Source organism: Actinomadura sediminis (assembly GCF_042675525.1).
Taxonomy (GTDB): domain Bacteria; phylum Actinomycetota; class Actinomycetes; order Streptosporangiales; family Streptosporangiaceae; genus Spirillospora; species Spirillospora sediminis.
Map to the genome: position 1 here is coordinate 54826 of NZ_JBHTJA010000021.1, position 18383 is coordinate 73208.

An 18383-nucleotide genomic window follows, 5' to 3' on the forward strand; every position below is an offset into this window, starting at 1 on the left:
CATGCACGACCAACCGACCGTCGACGCCGTCATCGAGCAGATCGCGCCCCGGCTGCGGCGCGCGCGTGAGAAGAAGGGCGTCAGCCTGACCGCCCTCGCCCGGGCCACCGGCATCTCCACCAGCACGCTGTCCCGCCTGGAATCGGGGCAGCGCAAGCCGAGCCTCGAACTCCTCCTGCCGGTCACCGCCGCGCTCGGCGTCCCCCTCGACGAGATCGTCGCCGCGCCCCGGATCCTCGACCCGCGCGTCCCGCAGCGTCCCACCAAGAAGGACGGGCGGGTGCTCATCCCGCTGTCGCACCAGCAGGGCGAGCCGCGCGCGTACAAGATGACCATCCCGGCGCACGACGAACAACCCCACCTGCGGACCCACGCGGGCCACGAATGGCTCTACGTGCTCCGCGGGCGGCTCCGCGTCACGCTCGGCGACCAGGACTTCGTCATGGGCCCCGGCGAGGCCGCCGAGTTCGACTGCCGCATCCCGCACTGGTTCGGCGCAGCCGGACGCGGCGGCGTCGAGCTGCTCAGCCTCTTCGGGAAGCAGGGCGAACGCATCCACCTCCGCACCCGCCGCTGACGGCGAGGCCGCACGCGTGCTCCACCGTCCGGCGGGTAAAGTCCCCGGCGGCTCACGACCACCCTTTCCGTTCCCGGAGACGCCCGATGAACAAGTGGGCACCGCTGCTGGCGGCGATCCTGCTGGAGGTGACCGCCACGCTGTCACTGCGCGCGGCGGTGGACCGGCCCGCCTGGTACGCGCTGGTGACCGTCGGCTACCTCGGCGCGTTCGTCGGCCTCAGCTTCGCGCTGCGCGCCGGGCTCGGCGTCGGCGTCGCCTACGGGGTGTGGGCCGCCGCCGGGGTCGTGCTCACCGCCGTGCTCGCCGCCGTCATCTTCGACGACGCGCTCACCGCCACCATGGGCGTCGGCATCGCCCTGGTGATCGCCGGGGTGCTGTGCGTGGAGCTCGGCTCCCAGCGCGCCCAGGACCGGGAGGGCACCTCCGCATGACCTGGCTGTACCTGGCGGGGGCGATCCTCACCGAAGTCACGGGCACGCTCTCCCTGCGGATGGCCTCCCAGCCCGGCGGACGGCGGGCCTGGTTCGCGCTCGTGGCCGCCGGCTACCTGGCGGCGTTCGCCTTCCTGGCGCTCGCGCTGTACGACGGCCTGGGCATCGGCGTCGCCTACGGCATCTGGGCCGCCTCCGGCGTCGCCCTCACCGCCATCGCGTCCCGCGTCCTGTTCAAGGAGGCCCTGACCAGGGTCATGGGCCTCGGCATCGCCCTGATCGCCGCGGGCGTCCTCTTCATCGAACTCGGCGCCACCCACTGACGCGGTTCCGGCCCCCCGGGCGACGGACCATCCGCGCGGGAGCGGTCAATTTGTGGCCGTGCACCGGGCGGCCATCAGCGCGGATTTGCTTGCTCGCGTTGAACGGGGAGGTGCGCCGAGACGAGCGGGGCGAGTCGCGCGTGGACGGGATCGCGTTCGGCGGCCTGCAGGATCATCGCCGCGACGGTGAGTTCGGCGAGCCGTCCGTCCGGTGTCGCCAGCACGTCGGCGAACGTCCGCCGGACGTCGGCGGCCACCTCGGGCACGGGCAACGTGTAGGCGTACAGGTGCGCGGCGTCGAAGCCGAACGGCGCGGGGCCGAAACCCTCCCAGTCCAGGATCGTGAGCTCGGGCCTGGTGAGGTTGGCCCAGTGGAGGTCGCCGTGGGCGAGACTCCAGCGCGTGACGGTCGTGTCGACGCCCGTATTTCCGAGATAACGGGGTATCGCGCGGTGAATGTATTCCTGGGTGATGACGGGCGAACGGGAGCCCGGCGAAGGTGTCACGGCCACGGCTTCAATGGCCTCCCTCAACCGTGCCCACCACGCGTCCGGCAGGCGGATTCGCTCGGTGAGAGCAGGGGCGGGCGAGCAGACGGGCGTCGCGATGTATGCGCTCAGCTCGGCACGGTGGGCGAGCCCGTCGGCGTCCCATTCCACGGTGGCCAGGAGATGAGGGCGCGGGACGAGCCGGGGGAGGGTGGCAGCCGCCTGCTCATTGCCGGTCCACAGTTTCGAGCCTCGTCGTTCCACGGGTGCGGCCAGGACCCGAAGCCATGCGAGTCCGGAAGGCCCCTCGACGGCCCGGCCGTGGGTTCGTCCGCCATGTCCCCAGGCGCCGGGTGCGTCCGGTAGAGGAGTGCAGCCCAGGCGGTCCGCCGCGTAAGCGAAGGCGGTGCGCATCCGTTCGCGGACGGCGGGGTCTTCAGGCGCGGAGAACACGGCAGACCTCCCGAAGATGCGGACGTGGGATGGGCGGGCGGCGAAACGCGGTCTGCGCCCCTCGCCAGTGTGCCTCAGCCGATGCCGATAGCAGCGCACCGGTGAGGCCGGTAGACAGAAGTTTGGGTTGATCTTCCGATGACGCTTTGCGTCCAAACCCCAGGGCGCTGGCCTCGGCGCTAGTTTCATGTCCGCGACCTTGACGGGGAGGACGCACAAGCCAGACGATCGCATCACAGCGCGCACGCAAGCCGGCGCATGCCACCCGACGTGGAGGTCATCGTGGCTCTAGAGTTCTATGGCAAGGACGACACCAGCAAGAACCAGGGCTCTCCTGCCGTCTTTGTGGACCGCGCTACAGGTGAACTCCTGTTCCAGGGATGGACTGAGACGGACGCGGCCGTGCTGGACGAGATCTCATCCTACAGCCGCACGGCGTCAAACGAATCATCGGTACGTATGCCTGCGCGCATGAAACCGGTGATCCTTAGGGCATTGGAGGCTCTTGATGGGGAAACCCCTAACGAATGAGACGTTTGACGACCTCCTCTCGGGAGCATCCCGATCGGCTGTCCATCTGGAGTTGCGCGATGCCTATATGTATGACGATTCATATGTGAAGTGGCTAGAGACTGGTGTTGCCGCTCCTGATATCAATGATGAGTGGTGGATATCCACGGTGGGTGAGGCGGTCGCCAGAGGGGTCGAGGTGCGGCGGGTGCGAATCGTCTCGGAGCCCCTTTCCAAGTATGCTCGGTGGCTCTGGGAATGTACGCCCTTGGTTAACCTGGTGGCTGGAGAAAAAGTTCGCTGGTTGCCTCGCCAACAGACGGCCGGTCTGGTTGTTCCTCCTGCGGATTTCTGGGTCTTTGATTCCTCGGTGCTCGTGTGGAACCATTTCACTGGCGATGGCGAGTGGGCCGACAATGAGGTTACGCGTGACCGTGCGCTTGTCGGCCTATGTTCTGGAGCCTTTGAAGCCGTGTGGGATCGAGCGATCGATCACCATGGGTACCGGCCGTCCTGACGTTCGACCATGCCTAAGCATCCCTCGTCTTCTATTCAGCAAGCCCGGGAAGCGCTAGCTGCACGGCTCCGAGAGATACGCCTCGAATCCGGCCTGTCGGCTCGCGAGGTGGCCAGCGTGTGCGGCTGGCATGAGTCGAAATGCAGTCGCATGCAAAGCGGTAAACAGTCATTTACTAACTCTGATATCAGAGCATGGTGTGCGGCATGCGGGGCCAGTGGGCAGACTGTGGACGAGTTGATTACGATCAATCGTCAACTCGACTCGGCCTATGTTGAATGGCCACGGATGCAATTGGGTGGTCTCAAACGGCTCCAGGAGGCCGTGCTCCCACTGTGGGATCAGACCGAACTCTTTCGGATATATGAACCAGGCGTGGTTCCCGGATTCTTTCAAACTCACGGCTACGCGAGCGCCTTGCTTGATCGCATAGCAGATTTCTTTACAATTCCCGGAGGTGCCGAAGAAGCGGCTGCGGCGCGCTTGGAGCGGCAACGCTTGTTGCATTCTGGAGTTCATCGGTTTGCGGTAGTCATCGAAGAGGCCGTGTTGTGTGCTCGCATCGCCGATGCGGATATCATGGCCGGCCAACTTGGTTACCTTCTTGATGTCATGGCTCTGCCCTCAGTGTCGCTCGGAATCATTCCATTTTCCGTTGAGCGTTCGATGTGGCCAGTAGAAGGTTTCTGGATTCTGGACGAAGAACGAGTGGTGATCGAGACGGTCTCCGCCAAGATCACGGTGGAGCAGACGGGAGAGTTGAACCTGTACCGGCGAACCTTCGCGGAACTGGCCTCGATGGCCGCCCATGGTCCGACGGCTCGCGAACTGATCACAACGGCGATCGCCGCTCTCTGAATCCGCGTGCAAGTCCGCGCAAGTCAGTGGCCCTCTCGGTGAGTTATTTCCTAGTGTCCTTCATGTGTTCGGCACCCCGGCACGCGGCCACATCCTCTCTCACTCCAGGAGGTAGCGAAATGACCATCACTTCCGAGAGGACGGCGCAAACCGTCAAAGACCCCCGCGAACTGGTGGCACCCGAGGTGTTCAGCCTGCTGGTCGAGGACATCATGCGCTATAACCACGTCACCCGCGCCTACGCCGAGCGTCTGATGGGTCAAGCGCTGGTGTTCCTCAAGGCGCACGCCGACCTCATCAAGGCCGCTTCCAAGGACCCGGCCGACTGGGTCCGGATCGTTCCCTCGGTACCGGTCGACGAGGGCTGGCACGCCTTCCTCAAGCGCACCAAGCCCTACTTCGAGTTCGGCATGGCGCACGCCGGCGCCTACCTTCACCACGTGCCCGTGGTGGATGCCGACATCCTGTCGGGGGCCGCGCTGGAACGGACCGTCCCGATCCTGCGCGCCACGGGGTACTACGTGGACATGGAGTTCTGGGAGGCCGGTGCCGGTGCGGGCTGCTGCCCGCCGGAGTGCAGCACCATCGGAGACTGACGAGGGCACAGATGCGCGGCGACTGGACGCGGCTTCCGGAGGACGTCCGGGCCGGGATCACTGAGCGGACGGGCCCGGTCCGCCGCGTCCGGGCGGCGCCCAGCGGGAGCAACGCAGCGTTCGCCGCCACGGTGACCGGCGCGGCAGGGGCAGCGTTCGTCAAGGCCGCCCCCAAGACCGCACCGGACCAGGACGGCGCCCAGGTCCGCGCGCTGCGCAGAGAAGCCCTCATCGCCCCGTGCGTACCGGAGTTCGCCCCCCGGCTTCTGTGCACCGCCGAAGCCGGGGGGTGGCTCGCCGTGGGGTTCGAGGTCGTCAACGGCCGCCACGCCGACTACTCGCCGGGTTCCCCGGATCTCGAAACGCTGGCCAAGGCGATCCACCACCTTCAGGGCACCCCTTGCCCTGCCCCGGTCGAGATGCGCGTCGAACGCCGTTGGGAATCACTCGTGCCGGACGCCTCCCCGATGGCAGGTGACGCGTTTCTGCACACCGACCTCAATCCGCACAACATCCTGATCGAAGCGGACGACCGCGCCTACGTGGTGGATTGGGGATTCGCCTCACGCGGCGCGCCATGGGTTGAGATCGCCCAAGTCGTCCCCTGGCTGCTGCATGCCGGGCACACTCCCGCCGACGCCGAACGATGGGCCGCGCGTTTCCCGAGTTGGGCGGGCGCCGCACCTGCCGCGATCGACCTCCACGCGCACGCGTCGGCCGAACGGTGGAGGCGACGCGCCGCCGCCGATCCGAACGCCGCGCCCGCCGCCAACCTGGCCGTAGCCCAGCAGTGGGCGAACCATCGCACGTCCCGCGCTTTGTAGAGGTTCGACAGCCTCACAACCTGCTGCGATTCGTCCGCCCTGGCTCATGCGCCCGGAGACGTCCGTCCGTGTGCAGGTTCCGTGACGTTCTCAGAGGGCGGTGCCAACCTCGCGGACGTCCGTCTCCACCAAGTACTCCTTGGGGTCCAGCGCCATCCGCTCGTGCTTCCGTGATGCCCAGTATTGCGCGTTCCGTTCAGCGAAGGTCTCCGGGCCGTCGTAGGAGATCAACCAGACGAACTGGTTCCGCTCCCAGTCCAGCCACGCGCCGCCGATCTCGAATCCGAACTCCAGCCGCAGCGGGACGACCAGCTCGCGCCACCTCGCCGCCCACTCGTCGAGCAGGCCGTCCTGTACCCGGTACGTTCGCAGTTGCGTCGTCCTCGCCATCGTCCCGATCCTTCCGCCGTCGCAATCGACCGTGAGATCCGTCTCCGCGTCGCGGCCGGGCATTGCCCGCTCTGCACCATCGGTTCGATGTCCTGACGTGGATAACCGCAGATGAGCGGCCGAATCGAGTGCCGGGTTCCATCGTCCGGACGGACTGGGCGCATTCTCCGACGCGGACCACCGGCCTCCTTACCCCGGAACCGCGCTTCCCCAGTCGGCCCGGCCAGTGAATCCGCGGCCCGGACGGCGACGGACGGGACGAGCGTGCCTCGCGGGCCGTTCGTCACCCCGGAACCATCGGCGCCACGCGGTAACGAGCCGGTTGAGGAGTCCGGGGCGCAGGGTCGGGCGCGGGTGGGCGGCTTCACGACGTGGCGTGGTCCAGGTGCCGTCGCGTCTTCGTGTGGACGGCGGCGGGGCGGGTGCGTCGCGTCCGGTGGGGCGTGGAGGGCCGAGGGCGGCGCGGAGCTGGTGGGCGAGCCCGGCGGCGTTCTTGGCCTCGGCCAGCCGGTCGGGGAGGAGCGCCCACAGCGAGCCGCTGAAGTCGCCGTACCAGATGCAGATGCCGGGGAACGTCCGTCGCAGGCCGGCCAGGGCCGCGTCGATGTCGGCGTCCAGTTCGATGCCGGACGGGTGATGGTTCGCGGGTTGCATGGAGAGCCTCCGGAGAAGGGGAGCGGTCTACCAGGACGCCGTGAACATGCGGCGCTTGAGGATGTGGTCCACCAGCTCGGCGGCCCCTTCGGCGTCGCCGCAGGGGCAGAGGTAGTGATGGCTCGGCTCGTGGTAACCCCAGGTCCCGCCAGGAGCGGCGTGGACGGCGACCACGGCCCGGGCTCGGTCGCGGGGGCCGATCACCGCCAGCCGAGGCCGGGCGCGGTACCGTGCGACGCAGCGGTATCCCCGCGCGTGGAGGACGGTGGCGAGCGCGTCCAGATGCCGAATCGCCGCCGACCGCCCCCACCACGCCCGCAGGCCGAGCAGGACGGGCTCGACCCAGGCGATCAGAGCGCCCACCGAACCCACACGATCTTTCCGGTCTCGTACAGCGGACGGACGCCCCATTCCTGCACGAGCTCGATGACCAGCGGCAGCCCCCGCCCGCACGTCGAGTCGAGGCTTTCCGGACGGACGATGGGAAACGCGGCCCCCTCGTCCCAGACCTCTACGCACACGAAGGTCTTGGCCTCGTCCGGGAAGATCCGCACGACGATGTGCCCGACACCGACGTGTTTGTAGGCGTTGGTAACCAGCTCCGTAACCACGAGCCGCCCGGCGAAGTCGTCCTCGATTCCGAGCGCCCGGTACTGGTCGCTCAAGAAGCGCCGCGCGTGACCGGGCGCCCGGTCGGACGGCGCCAGGACGAGCGTCGCCGCCTCCGCCGCAAAAGCCATGGCTGACATCGGAAGATCCCTCCCGTGTGGTGGGCGTCCCCACGCGGCCGACGTGGCCGGATCGCGCCAAGGTCACCCTGTGTGCCTGAATGACCACCATCTGGCCATGGAGCGGCGTACTCTCATCAGAGAGCACGGAATCGCCCACATCCGGGTAGCGGATACCAACGCGCCACTAGCAAGCGAGGGAGAGCAAGTTGTCTCCGAGCAGTAGCGACCGGCCGAAGATCGACCCTGAACTGCTCGGATTCGGTTCAGAGGTCAAGAGGTTCCGGGAAGCCGCCGACCTCAACCAGGAGGAGCTGGCCAAGCTGGTCAACGTGGCTCGCTCCTACATCAGCCACGTCGAGTGTGGTAGGACCAAGTGCCGCAGGGACTTCGCCGGCCGCCTCGACGAGGTGCTCAACGCGGACAACGCGATCGTCGAAGCCTGGGACGTCCTCCTGGAGAAGATCAAGGTCGTTCGGTACCCGACGCACTTCATCTCGTTCCCGAAGATTGAGGCGACGGCGGACCAGCTTCGGGTCTACGAGAACTATCTCGTCTATGGCCTGTTCCAGACCGAGGCGTATGCTCGTGCTCTGCTGGTCGACGACGACGCGGTGGCTACCCGGATGCGGCGCCAGGAACTTCTGCGCCGACAGCCCCCTCCCATGATCAGCGTGGTGATGGAGGAGAGCATCCTGTATCGCCAGGTCGGCTCGAAGGAGGTCATGCGAGAGCAACTCGAGGCGCTGATCGTGCTGTCTATGCGCGAAAGAGTTTTCTTGCAGATTGCCGAGACGGGGTATTATCGCGGCGTTCGAGGTTCGTTTACCATAGCAACCCAGTCAGATCGAAGCGAGGTCGCCTACGTCGTTAAGGTGAATGGCGGTGAGATATGCCGCGATCCGTCTGAAATCGCAAGGATGAGCGAAGTCATGCAAACGCTCAACGCGCAAGCTCTGAATACCACGGGATCGCGATTGCTGATAGAAAAGGTGATAAAGGAGAAATGGATCTGAGTAACGTGGCATGGCGCAAGGCTTCCCGCAGTCATGACGACGGAGACCAATGCATCGAAGTCGCGTCTATTGGCGAGACGATGTTGGTACGTGACAGCAAGGACCCGGACGGCCCCAAGGTCACCCTGGCGCGCAGCGAGTTCCGGCACTTCGCTGCGGCGATCAAGCGTCTTTGATCAAACCTGCACCCATCGCATTGGGAGCGAACATGGACCTGCGCAATGCAACCTGGCGCAAGGTGAGGCGGAACACGGAGAACGGCCGCAACTGCGTCGAGATCGCGTCCGTGGTCGGCGCCGTTGCTGTCCGTGACAGCAAGGACCCGGGACGGTCCCAAGCTCATGGTGAACCGGGACGACTTCAAGCGCCTGGCTGAGACGATCAAGGATCTCTGACCCCTGTCCCCACGGTCGGGTCTTGGAGCCTGTGTCCGGCGACCAGCCGGGACGTACGGATGGGCATGGGCGGACGCGCGGTGAGCCGTCCGCCCACGTGGGCGTGGCGGGGACGGTCGACGCGACGCGGCTCGACTGAGCTGCGTGAAGTTGCCTCGGGCTGTCGTTCGCGTCGGCTAAAGTTCCGGGCGTGATCACAGGTGAGCTCAGGAACAAGATCGACCGGCTGTGGGATGCGTTCTGGTCAGGAGGCATCTCCAACCCGCTGGAAGTGATCGAGCAGATCACCTACCTGATGTTCCTCCGGCGGCTGGAGGACATCCAGACGCTCAAGGAGCGCAAGGCGAACCGCACGGGCAAGCCGATCGAGAGCCCGATCTACACGAACGACACCATGGCTTTGCGGTGGAGCAAGCTCAAGGAGCTCCATCCCGAGGCCATGCACACCACGATGCGAGACGGGGTCTTCCCGTGGCTACAGCGCCTCGGTGGAGACGACTCCACCTATGCCCACCACATGAAGGATGCCCGTTTTACCATCCCCACGGCGAATCTGCTGACCAAGGCCGTTGACCTCCTGGATGACATCCCGCTCGGTGAGGGTGACACCAAGGGCGATCTCTACGAGTACATGCTCGGCAAGATCGCCGCTGCGGGCCAGAACGGCCAGTTCCGCACGCCCCGGCACATCATCCAGTTGATCGTCGAGATGATGAATCCCGGGCCGCAAGACGAAATCTGCGACCCGGCCTGTGGGACCGCGGGCTTCCTCGTAGCCGCAGCCGAGTACGTCCAGCGCGAACACCGCGACGCCCTCCTGAACGCTGCCAATCAGAGGCATTTCCACTCTGGCATGTTCCATGGCTTCGACTTCGATAGCACGATGTTGCGCATCGCAAGCATGAACATGCTTTTGCACGGCATTGAGCAGCCGAATATTCGTTATCGCGACTCGTTGGCTCAGAACGTTGCCGACGAGGCAGAGCAGTATTCGCTTATCCTCGCGAACCCGCCCTTCGCCGGGAGTCTCGACTACGAGACCACGGCGAAAGACTTGCAGCAGATTGTCAAGACGAAAAAGACTGAGCTTCTCTTTCTTGCGCTCTTCCTCCGCTTGCTCAAGCCGGGAGGCCGGGCTGCCGTCATCGTCCCTGAAGGGGTGCTCTTCAGTTCGAGCAAGGCGCACAAGGGCCTCCGCAAGCTTTTGGTCGAAGACCAGAAGCTTGACGCCGTGGTGAAGCTGCCAAGCGGTGTTTTCAAGCCTTACGCGGGCGTCTCTACGGCGATCCTCATCCTTACCAAGACCGACAGCGGCGGAACCGGCACCGTCTGGTTCTACGACATGGCCGCTGATGGATTCAGCCTCGACGACAAGCGCACACCGCTCCTGGAGGAGACCAAGCTCGGCCCCACGCCGAGCACACTGTTGGACGAGTCCGAGCACGTCAAGAACAACCTCCCGGACATCCTCGCCCGCTGGAACCGCCGGGACGGCACTGAGCGCGAGCGCGCACGCACCGAACAGAGCTTCTGCGTCTCCAAGGACGACATCGCCGCCCAGGACTACGATCTGAGCGTCAACCGCTACAAGGAGATCGTCCACGAAGAGGTCGAGTACCGCCCGCCATTGGAAATCATCGAAGGCCTCGAGCAACTGGAATCCGAAATCCAGCACGGGATATCGGAACTGAAAGGAATGTTGCGATGAGGTATGCCACTGTCCCCCTAGGGGAGCTCATAGAGCCTGCACCTGTCATACGCGCAGGAGAGGGAACATACCCCATCTTGTCGATGACTATGCATAATGGACTGGTTGAGCAAGCCGATAAGTTTAAAAAACGTATAGCAAGTGCCGACACTTCATCTTACAAGGTGGTGCAGCGGGGGCAGTTGGTTGTCGGGTTCCCGATTGATGAGGGAGTTTTGTCTTTTCAGAGACTTTACTCTGAAGCGATCGTGAGTCCTGCTTACGGGGTGTGGAACGTGAATGGGGGCGTTAGTAGGGACTACCTTGAAAGGTATCTGAGATCCCCTCGTGCACTTGCTTACTACGCATCTAAGCTTAAGGGAACTACTGCTCGACGCCGTAGCCTGCCGCAGGACACTTTTCTGAATCTGCCAGTGCCGTTCCCTCCACAGGGGGCACAGGAGCAGGCTGCGAGCATGCTTGATCGTGCGGATGCACTGCGGGTGAAGCGGCGGGAGGCTATCGCACTGTTCGATGAACTCACCCAGTCCGTCTTTATTGATATGTTCGGCGACCCCCTTTTCAATCCAATGGGCTGGCCGACCCAGCCGCTGGGAGACTTCTTCACCATTAAGCCGAACTATGGGACTATGGTGCCGGCATCGAGTGATAGCAAATCATTCACTTGTCTCCGAGTTGCCAACATTCAAAACTGGCAAATTGACCTTAGTGACCGCAAGTATGTCGACCTTGCACCTAAGGACTTGTCCCGTCACTCACTCTCCGAGGGTGATATCGTCCTGGCGCGCGCGATAGCCTCACAAGAGCATCTAGGGAAAGCTATAGTCGTTTATCCTGGTATTGAGAAGTGGGCTTTTGATTCGCACCTAATGCGCCTGCGGTTTGATCCCGCACGCTTGCTGCCGGAATATGTTCAGGGTCTCCTGAGGAGCGCCGGGGGGAGGAGAATTTTTCTCAAGGCGGCGCGACGGTCGGCGGTGCAGTTCAATGTCAATGCGAAAGAGATGTCGGCACTCAGTGTCCCGGTTCCTCCTATCGAGCTGCAACGGCGCTTCGTGGAGAGGTTGCGGTCACTCCAGCGGCTGAAAAGGAGCCATGAGGCTCATCTCGCGCACCTGGACGAGTTGTTTGCATCGGTCCAACAGCGGGCGTTTCGGGGGGAGTTGTGGGAGGATTGACCCCTCTGTTCCCTGGGGGAAGGGTGCCGTGTGAGCAACTTCGGGTTTCTCAAAGGCGAGTGGCCTGACCTGTACGACGAGTCGATGCGCGCGGAGCGGCTGGCGCATGCCGATCCGCGCGCTTCCTGTTTCTACGCTCGGCGGGCGCTCGAACTCACGGTCAACTGGCTGTATCAGGCGGACGACACCCTTCGCCTCCCGTACCGGAGCGAGCTCGCCGCACTGATCGCGGAGCCGACCATGGTGACGCTGGTCGGGCCGGCGATCCGGACGAAGATGGACGTCATCCGGCGGCAGGGGAACACGGCCGTGCATCGTGCGGGGCCGGTGCAGCCGCGGGACGCAGTTCGGACGGTGGCCGAACTCTTCCACGTCCTGTACTGGGTCGCGCGGAACTACGCGCGGGATCGGGAGAACGTGCCCGACGCGGGGCTCACCTTCAACTCGGCCGAAATCCCGACTCCGGCTCCTGCGGACGCCCGGAGGAAAAAGCAGGCCGAGATCCAGAGGCAGGCCGAGGAGTTCGCGCGGCAGCAGAAGGAACTCGTCGAGGAACGCCGCAAGAACCGCGACCTCGACGCCGAGCTGGAGCGGCTGCGGGACGAGGTGCGGGCGGCGAAGGCGGCGAACGCCGCACGTCCGGACGATCACGACTACGACGAGGCCGAGACCCGCGAACTGATCATCGACCTCCTGCTGAAAGAGGCGGGCTGGCCGCTCGACAAGGGCGAAGACCGCGAGTTCCCCGTCACCGGGTTGCCGACGAAGACGGGCGAAGGCCGGGTCGACTATGTCCTGTGGGACGACGACGGCAAGCCGGTCGGGTTGGTCGAGGCCAAGCGCACCACACGGGACCCGATCGAGGGGCAGGAGCAGGCGAAACGGTACGCGGACGCGCTCGAAGCGCGGTTCGGGCAACATCCGGTGATCTTCTACACCAGCGGCTACAAGACTTTCATCTGGGACGACGCCCTCTACCCCCCGCGTGAAGTGCTGGGCTTCTACACCAAGGACGAGCTGCGGCTGCTGATCCAGCGGCGGGCGGGCCGGCAGGCGCTCGGCGGCGTGAAGGTCAACGACGAGATCGCGGGCCGTCACTACCAGAGCCGCGCCATCCGCCGCATCGGTGAGGCGTTCGAGCAGGGACAGCGGGACGCGCTGCTCGTCATGGCGACCGGGGCCGGCAAGACCCGCACGGTCATCGCGCTCGTCGACCAGCTCCAGCGGGCCGGGTGGGTCAAGCGGGTGCTGTTCCTCGCCGACCGGCAGGCGCTCGTCCGGCAGGCGACGAACGCCTTCAAAGGGCACCTGCCCGCCACCCCGGTCGTGAACCTGGTGGAGGACCGGACGGGCGAGGGTCGCGTCTACGTGTCTACCTACCCCACGATGATGGGGCTCATCAACGAGGTGGACGGCGGCAGGCGCAGGTTCGGCCCCGGCTACTTCGACCTCGTCGTCATCGACGAGGCGCACCGGTCTGTGTACCGGAAGTACCAGGCGATATTCGACTACTTCGACGCGCTGCTCGTCGGGCTGACCGCCACCCCGAAGGACGAGATCGACCGCAACACCTACCGGCTGTTCAACCTCGAAGACCACGTCCCCACCGACGTATACGGGCTGGATGAGGCCGTTGCCGAGGGTTACCTCGTCAAGCCGATTTCGGTGAACGTCCCCCTGAAGTTCCTGCAAAGGGGCATCAAGTACGACGAGCTGTCCGAGGAGGAGAAGGAGGACTGGGACCTCCTCGAATGGGACGAAGACGGCGACCCTCCGGACGAGATCGGTGCCGAGGAGCTGAACAAGTTCCTGTTCAACGACGACACGATCGACAAGATGCTGCAGACGTTGATGGGGAACGGCGCGAAGGTCGCGGGTGGCGACCGGCTAGGCAAGACGATCATCTTCGCGCGGAACCAGAAGCACGCCGATTTCATCGTCACGCGGTTCGACAAGCTCTATCCCGAGCACCGGGGCGACTTCGCGCGCGTTATCACGCACGGCATGACGTACGCGCAGGACCTCATCGACAAGTTCTCGATCAAGGACTCGGCGCCGCACATCGCGGTGTCGGTCGACATGATGGACACCGGGATCGACGTGCCGGAGGTCGTCAACCTGGTGCTGGCCAAGCCCGTCCGGTCCAAGACGAAGTTCTGGCAGATGATCGGGCGCGGTACCCGGCTGTGCCCCGACCTGTTCGGCCCGAACATCGACAAGCAGGGCTTCCTCGTCTTCGACCTGTGCGGCAACTTCGACTTCTTCAACCAGGACGTCGCGTCCGTCGAGGGCCGCGTCCAGCCGTCCCTCACCGAACGGCTCTTCCAGCGCCGCATCGAGTTGCTGTACGGGCTGGACGTCCAGCTCGGCGACTCCGGGACCTCGGGGGACGACACCCGAGACGGCACCCAGAGCGACACCGGCCTTCGTTGGGACCTCGCAGCCCGGCTCCAGGCCGAGGTCGCCGGGATGAACCACGCGAACATCGAGGTGCGCCGCCACCTGGAGACCGTCGAGCGTTACCAGCGATCGGCGAGCTGGCAGAAGATCACCGCCGACAAGCGCGATGAGCTCACCGAGGACGTCGCGGGCCTGCCCACCGAGTTCCGGGAGGACGAGAACAGCGAGGAGGCCAAACGGTTCGACCTGCTCGCGCTGCGCCTGCAGCTCGCGGTTCTGCAGGCGGACCCGTCCTTCGACAAGCTGCGCGGGCAGGTGCAGGACATCGCCGAGGCGCTGCTCGACCCGATCACGCTGCAGAACCCGGTCGTGGCGCAGCACCGGGAACTGCTGTCCGACCTGGTCACCGACGCGTGGTGGCAGGACGTCACCCTTCCGATGCTGGAGCTGATGCGCCGGCGCGTCCGGGGCCTCACCAAACTCATCGAGAAGACCAGGCGCGGCATTCTCTACACCGGCTTTCAGGACGAGTTGGGCGAGCTCACCGAAGCCGAGCTCAAGGGCGTGACGCTCGGCACCGACCGGACGCGGTTCGAGACCAAGGTCCGCACGTACCTGCGCAGCCACGAGAACGATCTCGCCGTGCAGAAGCTCCTCCGCAACCGGCAGATCACATCCGCCGACCTCGACCGGCTGACCGAGGTGTTCCTCGCGTCCGGTTTCGGCACCGAGGACGACATCGAGCGCGCCGCGCAGGAGCACGAGGGATTCGGCCTGTTCCTGCGGTCCATCACCGGCCTGGACCCCGAGGCGGCCTCCGCGGCATTCGACCGCTTCCAGGCCGAAAGGAACCTCTCCGCCAACCAACTCCACTTCATCCGGTTGCTGATCGACTTCCTCGTCCACAACGGCGTCGTGGACATCGGCGCCCTCTACGAGCCGCCCTTCACCCGCGTGGCACAGGGCCCGGAGATGCTGTTCACCGAGGCCGAGGTGACGTCGATCGAGGAAATTCTCAATAGCGTCCACGCCACGGCCGTACCCCCTGACTCTGCGGCGGGGTGAACGCTGCGCCCCTGCCCGACCGGTCAGGTCGCGCCGCGCCGTCGAGTCGGTTCGCGAGTGCCAGGTAGGTGTCCGCCCAGCCGCTGCTGGTCGCGATTTCGCACAGCGGGGCCGTCGGGAGGAGGAGGCGGCGGAGGTCGGGCAGCCGTGCGGCGTCGCCGCGCCGGAGCCGGTCGGCGTGATCGCGCAGGTCGGACACGAGTTCGTCCTCGTTCGCGTAACGCTCCTGCCAGGTCAGGTCCTGGGGCGCGGCCGACACGATGGCCAGGATCGTCTCGACGGTTTCAAGGGCCGTGTCCAGCAACCGCGAGTCCATCTGCCTAGCATCGCCGACGCGTCTCGTGCGTCGAACGGCGGGCGGTCGTCCGGCTTGGGCTTGGCCGGATCCGGACGTGTGAGCGGCGTGGTGTCGTGGCTGCTTTAGCGTGGCGATGATTTGTGATCACCCGGACACATATGGCGACGGGCGGCCGTGTCGGACGAGCGGTCCCCGGGATGAGAGGCGTGCGATGGTTCGAGTGGCGCTCGCGGTCCTTACGGCGCTCGCGTTGACGGCTTGCGGAGGGGACGGGGGCGAGGAGCCCTCGCAGTCGCCGTCCGCCTCGCGGCCGACGTCGTCCGCCGCGTCGCCGCCCGTCTCGCCGTCCCCGTCGGCGTCGCGGCCGTCCAGGTCCAAGGCGCAGGCCACCGGGGAGGTGTGCGACGCCATCGACCGCGCAGCGGAGGCGGCGGCCCGGGGGTCGGACGGCTCTCTCCCGGCGCGGGGCGGGGCGGTCATGGCGCTGATGAAGGTGCAGTCCGCCCGCCCGTACCTCGACGAGGAGCTGGTGCGGATCTACGACGAGAATCTGGAGAATCCGGAGAAGGCGCTGCCGCTGATCGCGAATTGGTGCGAGGAGAACGGCTACTAGGTCGGACGGTGCCGGGGGATTCGCGCGGGTGATGGGCGGGATTCGAGATCGCGATCATCGCCGGGCTCGTCCCGTCCGCCGCGGCGCCGAGCTGGTCCTGCTCGGCGCGGCCGCCGGGGTCGTGGGGGCACGGGGGTTCCAGCGCCCGATCGACGTCACGTGGGCAGCGGCCCCGCCGACTACACGCGGTTCCACGAGATCCGGCCGCCCGCGTCGTTCGGGGCGAGTGCCGGCGAACCCGCGCCGGAGATGGAGCCGTTCGGGGTGATGGAGAACGACGACGTCAAGGTGACGACGATCCCGCACGGCCCGGCGCTCCACCGGGACGCGGTTGCCGGCATCGACTACGCGCCCCCGGTCGTCGAGCATCGGCGCCGTCCACACCGAGGTGGGGGGCGCCATCGGGGTCGAGTCGGGCGCCCGGCAGATCGTGGTCGGCCGCATCTCGCCGGCCGGCCCCTCGGTGCTGTCCGACGCGGGGTGGCGGGCCGCCGCGCGCCGCAGCGCGCGGAAGGTGGGCTACCGGGGCCGCATCACCGTGGGCGGCGACCTCTACCGTTTCGCGGTCGCCCGCCGTCGGCGCTGAGCCGGGGTCAGGTGTCGCAGGCGGTGCCGTCGCCGTCGCGGTCCAGGCCGTAGACGTCGTCGCCGATCACGCGGACGGGGCCCTGGACGTAGGCGGGGCCGTTGCCGCTGCCGCCCGCGCAGTCGACGTCGGACGCGATCGGCACGCAGGCGCCGCTGTAGTTCTCGTCGCACCGCGGCTCCGATTTCGTGCCGATCGCGACGATCTCGGTGACGGGCTTCTTCGTGACCTTCTTGCCGAGCAGCTTCTTGCCGGTCGGTTCGCCGTCCGTGTACGTCACCTCGTAGCTGTAGGTCATGACGCCCGCGGCGCCGCGCCGCTTCACCCGCGTGGTGCCCGCGTCGAGCGACGGGTCCTTGACTTTCCTGGTCTTGAACGGGATCGGCCGCGTCCTGGTGACCGTGCGCTTCTCGACGGCCGGGGTCGTCCCGGCGGGGGCGGCCGCCGCCGAGGTCGTCGCCGCCGGGGTCGTGGGGGACGCCGAGGCCGCGGCCTTCGTCGGCGTGGCGGGCGTCGAGCCGCAGGCGGTGAGGACGAGTGCGGCGGCCGCGCATGCGGCGGCGAAGGTGCGTGTCACGATTTCCCCCTCTTCGAGGTGAGAAATCATGCTGGTGCGCGTTCTCGCTGGGCAATGGCCCTGTCCTCGTTCGGACAGGCGGGCGGGCGGGTCAACCTCGGCGCGTTCTCCGGCGTCCGTGCGGGCCCCTCCGCCGGGCCGTGACAGGCGTGCGCGGTTCGCTAGCCTCGCCCCATGATCCCGGCTGATGACACGGAATCGCTCGTTCTGCGTCCGTGGCGGCAGTGGGCGGTCCTGGGGCCCGTCATCGTGACGTTGATCTTCTACGCCGTCTGCATGGCCATGCTGGTGGGGCCCGGCGGGGTCATGACGGCCGCGCCCCTGCTCGTCTACGTCGCCGTCGTGCTCACCGGGCGGGCTCCGTGGGTGCGGACCACGGTGAACGCGAAGGGGATCGCCTGGCGGAGGGCCTGGACGTCCGCGCGCCTGCCGTGGCGGGAGATCGCGGAGATCGCCGTCACGCCGCGGGGGCCGGCGGCCGGGTTCGGCCTCGTCGTGACGACGCGGACGGGGCGGCGTGCTCCGCTGCCGGCGCCGACCTTCGGAACGCCGACGTCCGAAGGCGCGATGGCGGCTCAGGTCGAGGCCATTCTCGCGAAGGCCGGGGCGCATCGGGACCGGATCGTTTTCGTGCCGCTACGGCCCTGGGGGAGGCGGGCGGCGGTCGTGGGCCATGCCGGGCTGGTGGGCGTTCTGGGGCTCGTGTGCGCCCTGTGCCTTTACCTGGCCAGCCCATGGACGGCCGGGTGGTGGCCCGGACGGAACGAGGCGGCGCGGCTGCCCGCACCGTGCTCGGTGGTCGACGAGGCGGCGGTGGCCCGGATCGCCCCGGGGGCGCGGCCGGAGCCGGTCGCGCAGGCCGGCGAGGAGCGACGCGAGTGCTTTTGGGCCGCCGGTGACGACTCGGTACTGAGCGTGCATCTGGAGATGCAGGGGCGAGGGCCGGACGGCGGCGCGTCCGAGCGCGCGCGCGTCTTCTACGCGTCCCGTGCGGAGGGCTGTTCGGCGCCGGTCCCCGGGCTGGGCGACGAGGCGTGCGTCGAGAAGCCCGGGCACGGAGTCGTCCGGCTCGTGGCGCGGGAGGCGAACGTGCTGGTCACGGTGGTTCTCAGCGTCGACCTCCCGGACGGGGAGTCCGTCCGGGAGGCGCGGGGCCTGGCGGCGGGCGCGATCGGGGCGATCGAGTTCGAGTAGG

The 18383-nt window shown here is 66.6% G+C and carries 24 protein-coding genes and 1 pseudogene; 18 read left to right on the top strand and 7 right to left on the bottom strand.

The features are described 5' to 3' along the window. The first annotated feature begins 1 nt into the window (after position 1). The 3 genes from ACFQ11_RS13865 to ACFQ11_RS13875 all read left to right on the top strand — a co-directional run bounded on the left by ACFQ11_RS13865 (position 2) and on the right by ACFQ11_RS13875 (position 1334). Positions 2-577 carry a helix-turn-helix domain-containing protein gene (locus ACFQ11_RS13865; RefSeq protein ID WP_378298698.1) on the top strand — a complete coding sequence of 192 codons (576 nt, stop codon included), beginning with the start codon at positions 2-4 and terminating at the stop codon, positions 575-577. 86 nt (positions 578-663) lie between these two features. Further along, positions 664-1011 carry a DMT family transporter gene (locus ACFQ11_RS13870; RefSeq protein WP_378298699.1) on the top strand — a complete coding sequence of 116 codons (348 nt, stop codon included), beginning with the start codon at positions 664-666 and terminating at the stop codon, positions 1009-1011. After that, a complete protein-coding gene (locus tag ACFQ11_RS13875; RefSeq protein WP_378298700.1) occupies positions 1008-1334 on the top strand; it encodes a DMT family transporter in 327 nt (108 codons plus the stop codon). The genes ACFQ11_RS13870 and ACFQ11_RS13875 overlap by 4 nt, the downstream gene beginning before the upstream one ends. A gap of 74 nt (positions 1335-1408) precedes the next feature. Here the strand turns inward: ACFQ11_RS13875 and ACFQ11_RS13880 are convergent, their stop codons facing one another. Further along, the gene (locus ACFQ11_RS13880) at positions 1409-1993 is read right to left on the bottom strand and encodes a phosphotransferase (RefSeq protein WP_378298701.1); all 585 of its coding nucleotides are present in this window, start codon (positions 1991-1993) and stop codon (positions 1409-1411) included. Between the two features lie 552 nt (positions 1994-2545). Between ACFQ11_RS13880 and ACFQ11_RS13885 the strand changes: the two genes are divergently transcribed. The 6 genes and pseudogenes from ACFQ11_RS13885 (at position 2546) to ACFQ11_RS13910 (ending at position 5580) form a co-directional block, all read left to right on the top strand. Further along, positions 2546-2806, top strand: coding sequence for a hypothetical protein (locus tag ACFQ11_RS13885; protein ID WP_378298702.1), 261 nt, complete (start codon positions 2546-2548; stop codon positions 2804-2806). Continuing rightward, positions 2784-3302, top strand: coding sequence for a DUF6879 family protein (locus ACFQ11_RS13890; protein WP_378298703.1), 519 nt, complete (start codon positions 2784-2786; stop codon positions 3300-3302). The genes ACFQ11_RS13885 and ACFQ11_RS13890 overlap by 23 nt, the downstream gene beginning before the upstream one ends. 9 nt (positions 3303-3311) lie before the next feature. Further along, positions 3312-3530 (top strand): annotated as a pseudogene (locus ACFQ11_RS13895) (helix-turn-helix domain-containing protein); the annotation flags it as partial. After that, positions 3531-4160: a DUF5753 domain-containing protein gene (locus tag ACFQ11_RS13900; RefSeq protein ID WP_378298732.1), complete on the top strand. Its 630-nt coding sequence runs from the start codon at positions 3531-3533 to the stop codon at positions 4158-4160. Between the two features lie 119 nt (positions 4161-4279). Next, positions 4280-4756: a glycine-rich domain-containing protein gene (locus ACFQ11_RS13905; RefSeq protein WP_378298704.1), complete on the top strand. Its 477-nt coding sequence runs from the start codon at positions 4280-4282 to the stop codon at positions 4754-4756. Positions 4757-4767: 11 nt separating this feature from the next. Then, a complete protein-coding gene (locus ACFQ11_RS13910; protein ID WP_378298705.1) occupies positions 4768-5580 on the top strand; it encodes a phosphotransferase family protein in 813 nt (270 codons plus the stop codon). A 90-nt stretch (positions 5581-5670) separates the two neighbouring features. Here the strand turns inward: ACFQ11_RS13910 and ACFQ11_RS13915 are convergent, their stop codons facing one another. The 4 genes from ACFQ11_RS13915 to ACFQ11_RS13930 form a co-directional block, all read right to left on the bottom strand. Next, on the bottom strand, positions 5671-5970 hold the full coding sequence (locus ACFQ11_RS13915) for an NIPSNAP family protein (RefSeq protein ID WP_378298706.1): 300 nt from the start codon (positions 5968-5970) through the stop codon (positions 5671-5673). A gap of 189 nt (positions 5971-6159) precedes the next feature. Beyond that, positions 6160-6624: a hypothetical protein gene (locus ACFQ11_RS13920; RefSeq protein ID WP_378298707.1), complete on the bottom strand. Its 465-nt coding sequence runs from the start codon at positions 6622-6624 to the stop codon at positions 6160-6162. A 27-nt stretch (positions 6625-6651) separates the two neighbouring features. Beyond that, a complete protein-coding gene (locus ACFQ11_RS13925) occupies positions 6652-6987 on the bottom strand; it encodes a hypothetical protein (RefSeq protein WP_378298708.1) in 336 nt (111 codons plus the stop codon). After that, entirely contained in the window at positions 6975-7364 is a 390-nt protein-coding gene (locus tag ACFQ11_RS13930; protein WP_378298709.1) for an ATP-binding protein, read from the bottom strand. Before ACFQ11_RS13930 ends, ACFQ11_RS13925 begins: the two co-directional genes overlap by 13 nt. 197 nt (positions 7365-7561) lie before the next feature. Between ACFQ11_RS13930 and ACFQ11_RS13935 the strand changes: the two genes are divergently transcribed. The 6 genes from ACFQ11_RS13935 to ACFQ11_RS13960 all read left to right on the top strand — a co-directional run bounded on the left by ACFQ11_RS13935 (position 7562) and on the right by ACFQ11_RS13960 (position 15114). Continuing rightward, entirely contained in the window at positions 7562-8368 is an 807-nt protein-coding gene (locus ACFQ11_RS13935) for a helix-turn-helix domain-containing protein (RefSeq protein ID WP_378298710.1), read from the top strand. Continuing rightward, the gene (locus ACFQ11_RS13940; RefSeq protein WP_378298711.1) at positions 8359-8544 is read left to right on the top strand and encodes a DUF397 domain-containing protein; all 186 of its coding nucleotides are present in this window, start codon (positions 8359-8361) and stop codon (positions 8542-8544) included. The genes ACFQ11_RS13935 and ACFQ11_RS13940 overlap by 10 nt, the downstream gene beginning before the upstream one ends. A 32-nt stretch (positions 8545-8576) precedes the next feature. Beyond that, on the top strand, positions 8577-8744 hold the full coding sequence (locus tag ACFQ11_RS13945; protein WP_378298712.1) for a DUF397 domain-containing protein: 168 nt from the start codon (positions 8577-8579) through the stop codon (positions 8742-8744). 209 nt (positions 8745-8953) lie between these two features. Continuing rightward, a complete protein-coding gene (locus tag ACFQ11_RS13950; RefSeq protein ID WP_378298713.1) occupies positions 8954-10471 on the top strand; it encodes a type I restriction-modification system subunit M in 1518 nt (505 codons plus the stop codon). Positions 10472-10926: 455 nt separating this feature from the next. Then, the gene (locus ACFQ11_RS13955; protein ID WP_378298714.1) at positions 10927-11649 is read left to right on the top strand and encodes a restriction endonuclease subunit S; all 723 of its coding nucleotides are present in this window, start codon (positions 10927-10929) and stop codon (positions 11647-11649) included. A gap of 30 nt (positions 11650-11679) precedes the next feature. Beyond that, complete coding sequence (locus ACFQ11_RS13960; RefSeq protein ID WP_378298715.1) at positions 11680-15114, top strand: DEAD/DEAH box helicase family protein; 3435 nt, start codon at positions 11680-11682, stop codon at positions 15112-15114. Here the strand turns inward: ACFQ11_RS13960 and ACFQ11_RS13965 are convergent. Continuing rightward, on the bottom strand, positions 15065-15430 hold the full coding sequence (locus tag ACFQ11_RS13965) for a hypothetical protein (RefSeq protein ID WP_378298716.1): 366 nt from the start codon (positions 15428-15430) through the stop codon (positions 15065-15067). The genes ACFQ11_RS13960 and ACFQ11_RS13965 overlap by 50 nt on opposite strands. A gap of 232 nt (positions 15431-15662) precedes the next feature. Between ACFQ11_RS13965 and ACFQ11_RS13970 the strand changes: the two genes are divergently transcribed. Both ACFQ11_RS13970 and ACFQ11_RS13975 read left to right on the top strand, forming a co-directional pair. Continuing rightward, positions 15663-16025: a hypothetical protein gene (locus ACFQ11_RS13970; protein ID WP_378298717.1), complete on the top strand. Its 363-nt coding sequence runs from the start codon at positions 15663-15665 to the stop codon at positions 16023-16025. A 331-nt stretch (positions 16026-16356) separates the two neighbouring features. Next, entirely contained in the window at positions 16357-16611 is a 255-nt protein-coding gene (locus ACFQ11_RS13975; protein WP_378298718.1) for a hypothetical protein, read from the top strand. A 7-nt stretch (positions 16612-16618) separates the two neighbouring features. On the opposite strand, the gene ACFQ11_RS13980 is transcribed toward ACFQ11_RS13975, so the two are convergent. Next, a complete protein-coding gene (locus ACFQ11_RS13980; protein WP_378298719.1) occupies positions 16619-17188 on the bottom strand; it encodes a G5 domain-containing protein in 570 nt (189 codons plus the stop codon). A 174-nt stretch (positions 17189-17362) separates the two neighbouring features. Between ACFQ11_RS13980 and ACFQ11_RS13985 the strand changes: the two genes are divergently transcribed. Then, positions 17363-18382 (top strand): PH domain-containing protein, encoded by a 1020-nt coding sequence (locus ACFQ11_RS13985; protein WP_378298720.1) that lies wholly within the window; start codon positions 17363-17365, stop codon positions 18380-18382. The last annotated feature ends 1 nt before the right edge of the window (position 18383 follow it).